Origin of the sequence: Kitasatospora sp. NPDC015120 (assembly GCF_043080305.1) — a bacterium.
Classification (GTDB): Bacteria; Actinomycetota; Actinomycetes; order Streptomycetales; family Streptomycetaceae; genus Kitasatospora.
In genome coordinates, this window is the sequence record NZ_JBIBVJ010000002.1 from 468,875 (window position 1) to 481,186 (window position 12,312).

General features: G+C 76.0%; 11 protein-coding genes and 1 pseudogene. 2 read left to right on the forward strand and 10 right to left on the reverse strand.

Features of this window, described 5'->3' with window-relative positions; all coding sequences use genetic code 11:
• Positions 1 to 81: 81 nt before the first annotated feature.
• The 10 genes and pseudogenes from ACF1AK_RS06880 to ACF1AK_RS06925 all read right to left on the reverse strand — a co-directional run bounded on the left by ACF1AK_RS06880 (position 82) and on the right by ACF1AK_RS06925 (position 9,974).
• Entirely contained in the window at positions 82 to 1,551 is a 1,470-nt protein-coding gene (locus ACF1AK_RS06880) for a hypothetical protein (protein ID WP_391497693.1), read from the reverse strand.
• Positions 1,548 to 2,237, reverse strand: a complete 690-nt coding sequence (locus ACF1AK_RS06885; protein ID WP_391497694.1) for an RNA polymerase sigma factor — start codon at positions 2,235 to 2,237, stop codon at positions 1,548 to 1,550. The genes ACF1AK_RS06880 and ACF1AK_RS06885 overlap by 4 nt, the downstream gene beginning before the upstream one ends.
• A gap of 119 nt (positions 2,238 to 2,356) precedes the next feature.
• Positions 2,357 to 3,544: a hypothetical protein gene (locus tag ACF1AK_RS06890; RefSeq protein ID WP_391497695.1), complete on the reverse strand. Its 1,188-nt coding sequence runs from the start codon at positions 3,542 to 3,544 to the stop codon at positions 2,357 to 2,359.
• 248 nt (positions 3,545 to 3,792) lie between these two features.
• Positions 3,793 to 4,575, reverse strand: coding sequence for a MerR family transcriptional regulator (locus tag ACF1AK_RS06895; protein ID WP_391497696.1), 783 nt, complete (start codon positions 4,573 to 4,575; stop codon positions 3,793 to 3,795).
• An 80-nt stretch (positions 4,576 to 4,655) separates the two neighbouring features.
• On the reverse strand, positions 4,656 to 5,825 hold the full coding sequence (locus tag ACF1AK_RS06900; RefSeq protein ID WP_391498036.1) for a hypothetical protein: 1,170 nt from the start codon (positions 5,823 to 5,825) through the stop codon (positions 4,656 to 4,658).
• 259 nt (positions 5,826 to 6,084) lie between these two features.
• Entirely contained in the window at positions 6,085 to 7,407 is a 1,323-nt protein-coding gene (locus ACF1AK_RS06905) for an LPXTG cell wall anchor domain-containing protein (protein ID WP_391497697.1), read from the reverse strand.
• A 334-nt stretch (positions 7,408 to 7,741) separates the two neighbouring features.
• Entirely contained in the window at positions 7,742 to 8,170 is a 429-nt protein-coding gene (locus tag ACF1AK_RS06910; RefSeq protein ID WP_391498037.1) for an NAD-binding protein, read from the reverse strand.
• Positions 8,159 to 8,635 (reverse strand): annotated as a pseudogene (locus ACF1AK_RS06915) (NAD(P)-dependent oxidoreductase); the annotation flags it as partial. The pseudogene ACF1AK_RS06915 and the gene ACF1AK_RS06910, both read right to left, overlap by 12 nt.
• A gap of 112 nt (positions 8,636 to 8,747) precedes the next feature.
• Positions 8,748 to 9,158, reverse strand: a complete 411-nt coding sequence (locus tag ACF1AK_RS06920) for a hypothetical protein (protein ID WP_391497698.1) — start codon at positions 9,156 to 9,158, stop codon at positions 8,748 to 8,750.
• A 255-nt stretch (positions 9,159 to 9,413) separates the two neighbouring features.
• On the reverse strand, positions 9,414 to 9,974 hold the full coding sequence (locus ACF1AK_RS06925) for a heme-binding protein (RefSeq protein ID WP_391497699.1): 561 nt from the start codon (positions 9,972 to 9,974) through the stop codon (positions 9,414 to 9,416).
• 254 nt (positions 9,975 to 10,228) lie between these two features.
• Between ACF1AK_RS06925 and ACF1AK_RS06930 the strand changes: the two genes are divergently transcribed.
• Together ACF1AK_RS06930 and ACF1AK_RS06935 are read left to right on the forward strand one after the other, a co-directional pair.
• Complete coding sequence (locus tag ACF1AK_RS06930) at positions 10,229 to 11,482, forward strand: sensor histidine kinase (RefSeq protein ID WP_391497700.1); 1,254 nt, start codon at positions 10,229 to 10,231, stop codon at positions 11,480 to 11,482.
• A gap of 24 nt (positions 11,483 to 11,506) precedes the next feature.
• Positions 11,507 to 12,151 carry a response regulator gene (locus ACF1AK_RS06935; protein ID WP_391497701.1) on the forward strand — a complete coding sequence of 215 codons (645 nt, stop codon included), beginning with the start codon at positions 11,507 to 11,509 and terminating at the stop codon, positions 12,149 to 12,151.
• The last annotated feature ends 161 nt before the right edge of the window (positions 12,152 to 12,312 follow it).

The window sequence follows — 12,312 nt, forward strand, 5'->3', positions numbered from 1 at the left end:
CGCCGGCGGCGTTCTGGGGGGCCGGCGGTCCCCGGCCGTTCTCGCCGGCCGCTGCTCACCCGCCGCTCTCACCCGCCGCTCTCACCGGCCGGCGATCGCCAGGGACGGGTGGATCACGACCGGTGCGGCCTCCCGTCCGTCCCCGCTGACCCCCACGACCACGGTGAAGCTCTCGGGGTCGGAGAGCCAGCCCTCCGGCACGCTGAGCCAGAACGAGAAGGTCGTCGACTCGTGCGGCCGGACCAGCCGCTCCAGCAGGGAGGTGTCGACCACCCTCAGCCCCGCCTGGTTCCGGGTGACCGGCAGGCTGCGCCGCCCGTCCGTGCCGTACCCGGCCTGGACCATGATCTGGCTCGCCGCCTCCGTCCCGCTCAGCAGGACGGTCGGAAGGACCGAGGCCAGCGGCGCCGCACCGGGATTGCGGACGGTCATCGTGAACGTGGCGCGCTGCGGGTCGGCCCCGCCGTCGTCCTTGGCGAGGGCGACGGTGAACTCGGGTGCCATCCGGGCGGCGGCGGGGGCCTCGGACAGCCGCAGGGCGGTCAGCACCGACGCCTCCACGGTGCGCTGCGGGGTGGCCGGCGTCAGGGCCAGGGCCTCGATCAGCAGGGTTCCCTCCGCACTGTCGATCGAGGGGTCCAGCCGGTAGCGCAGCGTCCGGGAGGCGCCGGGGGCCAGCGGGAACGCCGCTTCGTCGCCCGAGGCCAGGTAGTTGCCCGACGCCTCGGTCAGCGGCACGTCGGTCCAGGAGCCGCCCTCGTCCTCGCGCTGCAGGCGGCCGCGCAGCGACCGGCCCCCGCCGCCCTCCGCGGCGAGCGAGCGGACCGCCACCACGGGGGCCACCTTCCCGTACGCCTGCTCGGTGGTGTTGTGCCAGGTCACCGAGAAGGCCACCGGGCCGGCGCCCACCGTCGCCTCCTTCTTCTCCAGGCCCTCGAAGCTCAGCGCGATGCCCTGGGACGGGCGCGCCACCCCACCGGTGGCCGCGGTCGGATCACCCGCCCCGGACGCTCCGGCCGCCGCCCCGCCCGGCGGCGGGGAGGCCCCGGCGGCGCCCGGCCGGCCCCTGCCCGCCCCGGTGCCGCCGGGGTCCCCGGTGGCACCGGACGCCCCGGGGGCGTCCGGTGCGGAGGCGCCGCCCGGATCCGGCGGCCCGCTCGGGGCCGGCGCTCCGGCCGGGCGGCCGAGCGGGTCGACGGACTGCTCGGCCGGGGCCAGCGGATCCGGGCCCGGGCTCGGGTCGGCACTGGTGCTCATCGTGGCCGCCGGGGTGTCGTCGCCCTTGTCGGCCAGGGTGTCACCGGGCACGGAGAGCAGGCCGATGACCGTCGCCGCCGCCAGCCCCATCAGCGGCAGGCCCACCAGGTAGGCGGGCCGGCGCCGCGTCCGGGGGCCGGACGGCGGATCGGCGGGACGCAGGTCCTGGGTGGTGATCCGGGCGACGCGGGCCGCCATGGCCTCCCGGAGCAGGCACTCCACCGGGGACTCGCCGCCCGGGACCGGACCGCCGCCGTGCTCCCCGTCGGCCGTGGGGCGCCGCTCCTCGCTCATCGGGCGTCCTCCAGCTTCTTCTCCAGCGCGTCCAGGGCCCGGCTGGCGGTGGACTTCACGGTGCCGCGGGACACGGCGAGGATCTCCGCGATCTCCGACTCCGACAGGTCGGACCAGTAGCGCAGCACCAGCACCTCGCGCTGGCGCGGGGACAGCTCCTGCAGGGCCACCAGCACCCGGCGGTGCTCGTCGTGGAGGACGGCGTGGTCCTCCGCCGACGGTGCGTCGGCCTCGTGGGGCGGCACGTACTCCCGGGCCGTGCGGCGGCGGCGCAGCACCGACCGGGCGCCGTTGACCACGGCGGTGCGCAGGTAGGCCAGCGCGTTGTCCAGGTCGTCCAGCTGCTCGCCGTGCCGCTGGTAGAGCTTGGCGAAGGCTTCCTGCACGACGTCCTCCGCCTGGTCCTGGTGGTCGACCAGCAGCACCGCGAGGCGGACCAGGCTGAGCCGGTGGGTGAGGTAGAGGTCGGTCAGCGTCGGCCGCCCCTCGGGCGTCCGGCCGCCGCCGGGCAGCAGCCGGAACCCGGCGCGGCGCCGCCCGGCCGACTGCGCGGCGACCGGGATGTCCAGCACCTCGCCCCCGCCCTGCGGCGCCTCCCGGGCGCCGAACAGCAGCGTCACCAGGCCGCGCAGGGCCGCTCCCCACCCCCGGTCGGTCCGGGCGGCCGGCTCGATGGCCATGGACATCCGTCTTCGCTCTCCCCCCGACGGCGTTCCGGTTCCACGCCGGCGCGTCAGGACATCGTCTTCGGGTGGCCGGACCGGTCGGAGTGGACGGTCCGGCCCGGTTCGATCGGTTCGCGCCGTTACCGGGCGAGCATGGGAACGGCCGCCGACCGCTCGGGCAGGGCCCGGCCGTCGACGTCGGCGCCCGCGGCCGTCCAGAGGCTCCGGTCGGGCATCCAGCCCGCCGGCACGTTGAGCCGGAACCGGTAGAGCACGTTCTCGCCCGGCCCGAGCACCCGGGTGAGCCCGGTGGTGTCCAGCCGGACCCGGCCCTGCGCGTCGAGGGCCCCGTCGAGGCGGCGCCACTCGCCGCCCGCCAGCACCTCGGCGGTCAGGTCCGCCGGCGTCAGGTCGTGGGTGCCGTTCGAGGACCCCAGGTCGGACACCGCCAGGGCGGGGGTGACGGTGTGCTGGGCGTAGCCGTCCAGGTTGGCCAGCTCCACCTGCACCTCGGAGGGCTGCCGGCCCCTGGACCCCTCGGTGGGCCTGGTCGTCGAGAGCTGGACCGGCTGGTCCACCTTCACGTTCACCCGGGCCTGCGCGCCGCCGGCCCGGACCGCCTTGGCGCTGCGGCCGATCCAGCCCTCGGCCTGGACCGGCAGCCGGCCCGACGGGCTGCCGGCGGACAGGGTCAGCCGGTAGCGGACCGTCCGGCTCTCGCCGGGGTCGAGCGCGAACGCGCCCGGCTGGGGGCCGCTGCCCACGCCCGGCTGGTTCAGCTTCACCTCGCGCCATTCGTCGAGGTCCTTGCGGTCCAGCATCCCCTTGGACGTCCTGCCGGGGCCGGCCAGGGCGGCCGGGTGGTCGTACGGGAGCACCCGCACCACCGGGACGACCTCGTCGTAGCGCTGCCGGGTGGTGTTGGTCCAGGTGACCTCGAAGTCGAGGTAGCTGCCGCCGGCCTGGATCTCCCAGGCGCCGGCGAGCGGGCGCAGGGAAACGTCGACGGCCTCCGCGACCGCGCCGGGCATCTCCTCGGGCCAGGCCGGGGAGTTGCCGGGCACGGGGCCGGGACCCGTCGTCGGCACGGGCGCCGCGGCCTGGACGGCCAGGGCGACCGGTGCGAACTCCGGTGCGCCCGCCTCGGCCACCGGAGCGGCCAGCGCCGACCGCATCCACGCCGCCCCGGCCGGTGCCGCCCCGGCCGGCCGCACCCGGCGGAACTCCGTGCCCTCCTCGGCGGGAAGCAGCGCGTAGCCGGCCGCACCGGCGACGACGGCCGCCAGCGGAACGGTCCCGACGAGACGCCGGACGGTGGACGGGCGCATGGTGGGTTCCCCGTGGTAGTCGGACTCGGCCTGTGCGGCGAGGCCCGGCACCGGCTCGGTCGGACCCGCGCCGGATCGGCCCTCACCCAGTCAGACGCCCAAGTCCCGCCGGGGTTGTGGGGTGTTCGAAGAAAATTTCGCACTGGCCGGAACGATTCCACTCATCGGCCTCCTTCCGTCCGGCCCGGACGGGGGCGGCTCCCGGCCCGGACGGGGGCGGGCCGGGATCCGCCCCCGTCCGGCCGTCGCTACGCCTGTCCGCCGGTGCGGCGGTCCGCGTTGGCGAGCATGGCGTCGTGCAGCCACCGGGCGAGGCCGGGGGCGAGGTCCTCGTAGACCTTCGTGAAGCGCGGGTCGGCGAGGTACATCCCGGCGATGCCGCGGTGGATCTCGAAGGTGCAGTCGTAGAAGTTCCGGCGGATGTGCTGCCGGTGCTCCTCGGCGAGGTCCGTGGCCGGGCCGCCGTCGGCGGGCTCGCCGGCGGTGAAGGCCTCGGCGAGGCGGGCGTTGAGCGCGTCCGTCTCGGCCTTGATCCGCTCCCAGTCGGCCTTGTCGTAGCCGCCGGTGCGGCGCTGGGACTCCGCCCAGGCGGCGGTGTCGCCCCAGCGCTGCTCGGCCTCGGTCTCCCACTCCTCGCGGTAGTGCTCGCCGAAGATCTCGAACTTCTCCTCCGGGGTCAGCTGAATGCCCATCTTCTCTGCCTCCATGGCGTGTTCGACGGCCGCGGCGAGTCGCTGGAGATGGGCGATGCGGTCGGTCAGCACCCGGTGCTGACGCCGCAGGTGCTCGCTCGGACTCACCGAATCGTCGTCCAGGACGGCCGCGACCTGTTCCAGGGAGAACCCGAGTTCGCGGTAGAACAGGATCCGCTGCAACCGCCCGAGATCGGCCTCGTCGTACCGGCGGTAGCCGGCCGGCGTGCGGCCCCGGGGGGACAGCAGGCCGATCTCGTCGTAGTGGTGCAGGGTGCGGACGGTCACCTTGGCGATCTTCGCCACCGCGCCGACCGGGTACCCGTCTCCGGTGCTCATCCGGGATCTCCCTCCGTGCTGACCACGACCCTCCGCCCTCCCGTTGCGTGAGGGTCAAGTCCGGGCGCGCCGCGTCCGCGTCAGACCGCGGCCGGCTCCCGGCCGGGCGGCCGTCCCTCGGCGGGCTGCCCGGCGGACTGCCCGGCGGCGGGCCGGGAGCCGCCGCCGCGTCCGCGCCGCCGCTGCGTGGGCCAGAGCAGCACGTACCCCGCCGAGAGCACCACGAAGGCGAGCCGGACGAAGCCGCGTGCAGGGTCGGAGGGCAGGAACAGCGTGCCGCCGTAGAGGGCGGCCAGCGCGATCCAGCTCCACCACGGCACCAGCCGCCGCTGTCCGACGGTGTCCCAGAGCAGCGTGCCGAGCAGGATCGACGCGGAGTAGTACGTGTAGACGCTGGGGTCGAGCAGGATCCGGGCGTCCGCCCCCAGCAGGACGACGGCCGGCCAGCGGCCGCGCCACACCGCCAGGCAGCCCAGGGACAGCCCGAGGGCGAACTGCGCCGGGCGGTCCCACCACGGCGTCGCCGGATCGGTCACGCCGAACCAGCGCAGCGCCGAGGCGGGCTGGTTGGGGATGGTGAACTTGGCGGCCGCCATGGTGTCCAGGTCGCCCAGGTAGAACGGCAGCCAGGCGACGGCCACCAGTGCGGCGAACCAGAGCAGCGTCCGCGGCCACCGGGCCCGCGGCAGCGCGAGGACCAGCGGCGCGAACGCCAGCGCCCACGGCTTGGCGTCCACCGCCAGCGCCAGGTACACCCCGACCGCGGTGGCCCGGCCCCGGCTGAGCTCGTGCGCGGCGAGGGTGGTGAAGAACAGCGCCAGCACGTCGTCCAGGTGCGCGAAGCGCACGGACACCTCGACCCACATCGGGATGAACGCCAGGCCGGCGATCAGCAGCCGCTGCTGCAGCCGGCGGTGGTTGGTGCCGGTGCCCAGGTAGTGGCGGGCCGCGGTGCGGCCGACCAGGACCAGCATCGCCAGGCCCAGTCCGGACATCGCCGCCTCGGCCAGCAGCTCACCGGTGTGCGGCGGGAACGGGCTGAAGAGCCGCGCCACCGCCAGGCTGACCGGGCCGATCTGCAGCTCGGGGTGGTGGGCGTAGAGCGCGAGGCCGCCGTCCGGCCGGTCGCTGAAGAGCAGTTCCTCGCCCTGGCGCAGGTAGTGCCAGGAGAAGCCGCCGCTCGGCTCGACCAGCAGGAACCACAGGACCGTCCAGGCGAGCAGCAGCACATGGTGCCGGCGGACCGGCAGACCCGCGATCCGGCCGGCGCCGGCGCCGTAGTCCGACCCGGCCCGCCCCGCGCGCCGCGGCCGTTCCGTCCTCGCCGAGCGCTCCGCGCCCCGTCCCCGCACCCCGGTACCTCGCCTGCCCCGTTCCGGCCCCGTTTCGGCCCCCTGACCGGCCATCCTAGGCACGTCCGGGCGGCCGGACGGAACCGCCCGTGCCCCCGGCGGACCGGGGACACGGGCGGATGCGGCGCGGTGCGCCGCGGGGCCGGCCGTGCAGGCCTCAGCCGTGCTGCGCGGCGCGGCGGCGGCGGAGCACCACGAGGGTGCCGACACCGGCCGCGAGGACGGCGCCGCCGGCGATCGCGATGCCGGTGGTGTCGTCACCGCCACCCGTGGTGGCCAGGGCCTTGTCCGCGTCGGCGCGCGCCTGGACGACGGCCTCCGGGGTGATCGGCAGCGGCGCGACGGCCGGGAGCTTCACCGGGAAGTCGATCGGCTGGCGGCCGCCGGTCTCGTCGTCGCCCGAGGTGTCGCCGGGCGTCGGCGCCGGGGTGCCCGGGGCGGTGGAGGCGCTCGGCGAGCTGCTCGCGCCGGAGGTCGGCGTGGCGCTCGGCGAGCTGCTCGCCGTGGCGGAGGGCGACGCGCTGCCCGACGGCGTCGTGGTCGCGCTCGGCGTGCCGGACGGCGTGGCGGTCTCCGACGGCGTGGTGGTGGCCGACGGCGTGGTGGTGGCCGACGGGCTGATGCTGGTGCTCGGCGTGGCCGTGGCGCTCGGGCTGCCGGTCGGCGTCGTGGTGGCGGACGGCGTCGTGGTCGCGGACGGCGAGGCGGTGGCCGGCGGCGTCGTGCTGGCCGACGGCGAGGTGGTCGGCTTGCCGGTCGGGCTCGCGCTCGGGGTGGTCGGCTTCGTGGGCGACGGCGTGGCGGTGGGGCTCGGCTTGCCGCCCCCGGCCACGATCCTGAACCGCTCGCCGCAGTCCTGCTCGCCCGCGAACTCGCCCGGGCCGACCGGCTTGTTGGCCTCCACCCTGGAGGCGAAGACCACCGGGACCACACCGGCCTTGCCGAGCGGCGCGTTCCTGGCCGCCGAGACCCGGACGGTGACCGTGAGGCTGCTGCCCCGGTTCAGGGCGAGCAGCGAGTTCTTGTAGTCCGGCACCGCGTTGTCGATGAGCTTGGCCAGCAGGAACAGCACACCGTCGTCGTCGGTGTCGCCGCCGCCCGGCGCGGGCGCGGCCGGCAGCCAGCTCCGCGTCCGGTCCAGCGACTCGGGCAGCTGGTACTCGACCTTGAGGTGCTGCGCGCGCAGGCTGCCCGCCTCGTTCTTGAACTTGAGCAGCGGGTAGTAGACGAAGTCGTGCTTGGTGTTGTTGTCGACCGTGAAGTTGAACAGCTTGGTGTCGCCACCGGCGACGAAGGTCCGCGGCACCCCGTCCAGGGACAGGTCGAGCGCGCGGGCGCCCGCCTTGTCGGCCTGCGCGGCGGCGGGGGACGATCCGGCGGTGGCTGCGGCCACCGCGCCCTGGGCTCCGGCCAGGACCATCGAGGCGGCGAGCGCGGCGGCGCCGGCCAGGGCGAGACTGCGAGGTATGGAGATGGACAAGGGAGACCTCACGAGAGTGTCCGGGCGCGGCCCGGGGGCGCGGAAGGACCAGGCGGCCGTCCGAGCCGCGATCCCCCCGCGAAGCTGAAAGTCCGACGGAGACTACCGAAGCCTCCACGGCTGCCGGAAGCCGGGTGCCGGTTTCCGGCAGCCGTGGACCGGGTGCTGTCCCATTGGCCCAACTCTGCCCCGTGACAGGGGGTTTGTTCCTCCCGTCCGGACGGCCCGGGTCGGCCGGGGCGCGTCCCGCGGACCGCCCCGCACGGGCCTCTGCACACCCCGGCGCCGTCGTCGGGGACGCTGACGGGGAGGGCCCGCGAGCCGCGCCCGCCCGCTACTCCGGGAGCCCGGCCCGCCGCCGGGCGACGGCCGCCACCGCGGCCCAGTCCTTCTCGCCGTCCCCGTGCGCCAGCGCGTCCAGGAACGCGTCCCGCAGCACGCTGCCGAACGGCAGCGGCACGTGCGTCGCCGCGCCGGCGGCCAGGGCGAGGTCGACGTCCTTGAGCCCGAGCGGCAGCTTGAACCCTGCGGGCTCGTACCGGCGTTCGGCCACCATCGAGCCGTAGCCGGAGTAGACCGGCCCCGGGAAGAGCGTGCCGCCGAGCATCTCGATCAGATCGGTCGGCCGGACGCCGTTGGCCTCGGCCAGGCTGCACGCCTCGGCCATCGATTCGATCGCGCAGGCCAGCAGGAAGTTGGTGCTGATCTTGGCGGTGTTGGCCTGGCCGGGACGCTCGCCGAAGTGCCAGACGCGCCGGCCCATCGCGGCGAACAGCGGATCGACCGCCGCCAGCGACTCCGCGCTCCCGGCGGCCAGGATGTTGAGCTCCCCGGCCTCGGCCACCGGCGGGCGGCCGAGCACCGGCGCGGCGACGTACCCGATGCCGTACTCGGCGTGCAGGGCCTCGGCGCGCTCGGCCAGGGCGACCGAGACGGTGGCCATGTTGACGTGCACCCGGGCCGTGGCGGCCTCCAGCAGGGCCGGGTCCAGCAGCAGCCGCTCCACGGCGGCGTCGTTGGCGAGCATCGAGACGACCACGTCGGCCGCGAAGGCGTCGGCCAGTCCGTCGGCGGCCAGGGCGCCCCGGGCAACCATGGCGGCCACCGGTCCGGGCGAGCGGTTCCAGACCCGCACGGTGTGCCCGGCCTTCACCAGGTTGGCGGCCATGCCCCGGCCCATCGTGCCCAGTCCGACGAAGCCGACCGTCATCCCGCTCATCGCGCTCTCCCGCTGTCGCCCGGCAGCCGGAAAGGTCGTCCGGCCACGATCAACCGACTGTACGTCAGTTCTCCGACCGTCGGCCGGTCGGGGCGCGTCCTGCGGAGCCGTCCGGGGCGGGTCAGGCCGCGGCGCGTCCCCCGTCCGCCGAGCCGGCCTCCAGCTGCGCGAGGACCCGGCGGCGCAGCAGCTGGTACTGGGCCTGCAACCGGCCCGGGCGCTGCGGGCGGGCGACCGGACGGCCGGGGCCCACCCGCTCGTCCGGGCCGAAGCGCGAGCGGGTCATGTCGATCTCGGCGCCGTCGGCGGACCGGTTCCACCAGTGCAGGTCCGTCCGGACCGCGCCGGTGTACACCTCGCCCATCATCAGCTCGCCGCCGAGCAGGTCGTGCACCACCAGGGCGGTCGCCCGGCACTGGCCGTGGGCGGGATTGTCGGGACGCCAGTGGGCCTGGTCCTCGGGCGCGCAGGTGTCGACACCCCAGGAGGAGCGGATCGCACGTTCGATGTCGTTGAGGGTCCACGCCGTCATAGCGGGAAGCCTGCCACGCGGCACCGACAGCGGCAGCGGCTTTTCGGCCGGCGACCCCGTGTTCTGCGGCGACCCGCGCGACCTTCACCCGTACGGGGAGCCTCCTGGCGCGTGGAAGCGCGCCGGGGCGGTCGGGGGTCCGCCCCGGCGCGCGGGGCCGGCCGCGCGCTCGGCGGCGGCCGGTGCTTCTCGGGGGGCGCTCCTCGGCGGGCGCTCCCTCGACGAGCGCTCCTCAGGGGGCGCTCCCCCGGTGGGCTACTTGGTGAGCGCCTCGACGCCCGCCTGCGCGAACTGCTCGTCCTGGTCGCCGCTGGGCGCGCCCGCGACGCCGATGGCCGCCACCGGCGCGCCCTTGGACTGCACCGGGGCGCCGCCGGCCAGGAACAGCGTGTTCGGGATGTCCTTCAGGTTCGGGGCCTGCGCGAGGCGCTTGGCCAGCTCCGAGGTGGGCGCGTTCCAGGAGACCGCCGTGAACGCCTTGCGCACCGCCGACTCCGGCGACTGCGGGCCGGCGCCGTCGCCCTTGAGCAGCACCCGGGTGACGCCGTCGCGGTCGACGACCGCCACCGAGACGCGCTGGCCGGCCTTGGCGGCCGCGTCCAGGGTCGCCTGGGCGGCCTTGGTGGCGGCCTCGATGGTCAGACCGGTGGTCTGGGCGAGGTTCTTGTTCTGGGCGTCGGTCTTGACCGCGGCGGCGACGGCCGGGGTGTCGGTGGCGTCGGCGTTGGCCGAGACGGCACCGACGGTGGCGGCGGCCAGTGCGGCGGCGGCGACGGTACCGGTCAGCACCTTGGTGCGAACGGAGGTCTTCTTCATGGTCCGGCTCCTCGTCGGATGGCGGTGGTGGGGACGGATCCGATCCTCCGTTCCGGGCCCGCCCCGCCGCATCGGCGGTCCGGACACCGCACCCGGGCATGATGGACGACGGACCCGTCAGCCGATCGGTTGATGCGACCGCGGACCGGACGGGTCACCATCGAAGGATCGCCGCAGCCGGGACGGTGCGGAGACCGGACACGAGAGACCGGACGCGAGAGACAGAGCGCGAGACACAGAGCGAGGAGCGGCCCGTGCACCACCCCGGCCCCTCCCCCGTCGGGCCCGCCCCGCCCGCTTCCGCCCCCTTCCCCGCCTCCCCCGACCCGGACGCCGGCCGGCTCGCCGTGCTGCTCGACTCCGCCTTCCTGCTGCTGCTCGCCACCTCGCTCAGCCGCTTCCTCACCCACCACGCGGGCAACCCGCGCATCCCCTGGGTGCTCGGCCTGAGCATCGCCCTGGCCGTCGTCCAGCCGGTCGGCTCCTGGCTCGCCCACCGCCGGCCGCCCGCCCCCGGGCAGCGCCGCGACCCCTGGCCGCTGGCCGTGGTGACGGTGCTCTGGGTGGTCCTGGTGCTGATCGCCCCGAGCTTCTCCTGGTGCGCCGTCCCGCTGGTCTACACGGCCCTGCGGACGCTGCCCACGCCGGCGGCGATCCCGCTGGTGGCGGCGCTCACCCTGCTGGTGGTCGTCGGCGAGGTCCGGCTGCCGGGGCCGCAGGACGCCAACCTCGTCCTGCTGCCGCCCGCCGTCGCCGCGCTGGCCACCGGTGTCTTCCTGTACATGGAGCGGCAGGCCGAACGGCAGCGCGCGCTGATCGCCGACCTGGTCCGCACCCGGCGCGAACTCGCCGCCACCGAGCGGCGGGAGGGGACGCTCGCCGAACGCGAACGGCTGGCGATGGAGATCCACGACACCCTCGCCCAGGGCCTGTCCAGCCAGCAGATGCTGCTCCAGGCCGCCGACCGCACCTGGGACGGCGACCCGGCGACCGCCCGGGACCACGTCCGCACCGCCGCCGAGGTGGCCGCCCGCAACCTCGCCGAGGCCCGCCGCTTCGTCCACGACCTCGCGCCCGCCGAGCTCGCCGACGGCCGCACCCTGGACCAGGCGCTGCGCGCGCTCGCCGAACGGGAGTCCGCCGAGAGCGGGCTGCCGGTCCGCTTCCACCTGGACGGCGCGCCGGTGCCGCTGCCGGCGGCCGCGCAGTCCGCACTGCTGCGGATCGCCCAGGGGGCGCTGGCCAACGTCCGCGAGCACGCCGGGGCCTCGGCGGCCGCGCTCACCCTGTCCTTCCTCGGCGACCAGGCCGTGCTGGACATCGCCGACGACGGCCGCGGCTTCACCCCCGCGGCTCCGCCCTCCTCCGCCCCCTCGGGGCGCGGCCACGGCCTGCCGGCCATGCGCGCCCGGCTGCGCCAGCTCGGCGGCACCCTGACCGTGGAGAGCGCCCCCGGCGAGGGCACCGTGGTCTCCGCGGCCGTCCCCCTCGCCCCCGACCGCCGCTGACCCCCAGAGTCTGGAGCCCGTCCGATGAACCCCGCCCCCGTCCCGTCCCCGGTCCGGCTGCTGGTCTGCGACGACCACGCCGTGGTCCGGGCCGGACTGCTCGCCCTGCTGGCCAGCGCCGGCGACATCGAGGTGGTCGGCGAGGCGAGCAGCGGCGAGGAGGCGGTCGAGCTGGCGGCCCGGCTGGCCCCGCAGGTGGTGCTGATGGACCTCCAGCTCGGCGACGGCATCGACGGCGTGGAGGCCACCCGCCGGATCACCGCGGCCCCGGACGCCCCGCACGTCCTGGTCCTGACCACGTACGACACCGACGCCGACATCACCCGGGCGATCGGCGCCGGCGCGACCGGCTACCTGCTGAAGGCCGAGCGGCCGGAGGAGCTCTTCGCCGCGGTGCACTCGGCCGCGCAGGGGCGCACGGTGCTCTCGCCGCCGGTCGCCTCCCGGGTGATGGCGCAGATGCGGGCCCCGGCGCCGCAGCTCACCGAGCGCGAGACGGACATCCTCGCGCAGCTCGCCCAGGGGCTGGGCAACCGGGAGATCGCCCGCGCGCTGTTCATCAGCGAGGCGACGGTCAAGACCCACCTGGGCCGGATCTACGACAAGCTGGGCGTGGACACCCGGGCCGGCGCGGTGGCCGTGGCCAAGGAGCGCCGTCTGCTCCGCTGATTCCGGCCCGCCGTTCGGATCGTCCGATTCCGAACGCACGTTCTTCCGGGGCGAGCCGTCCTCCGCCGCGCACCCGGACCACCGGCCTCCACCGGCCCGCTCCCCCGGCCCGCCCGGCCTCCCGCTGCCATCCGCACCCCCGTCCCCGATGGTGGGTGTTT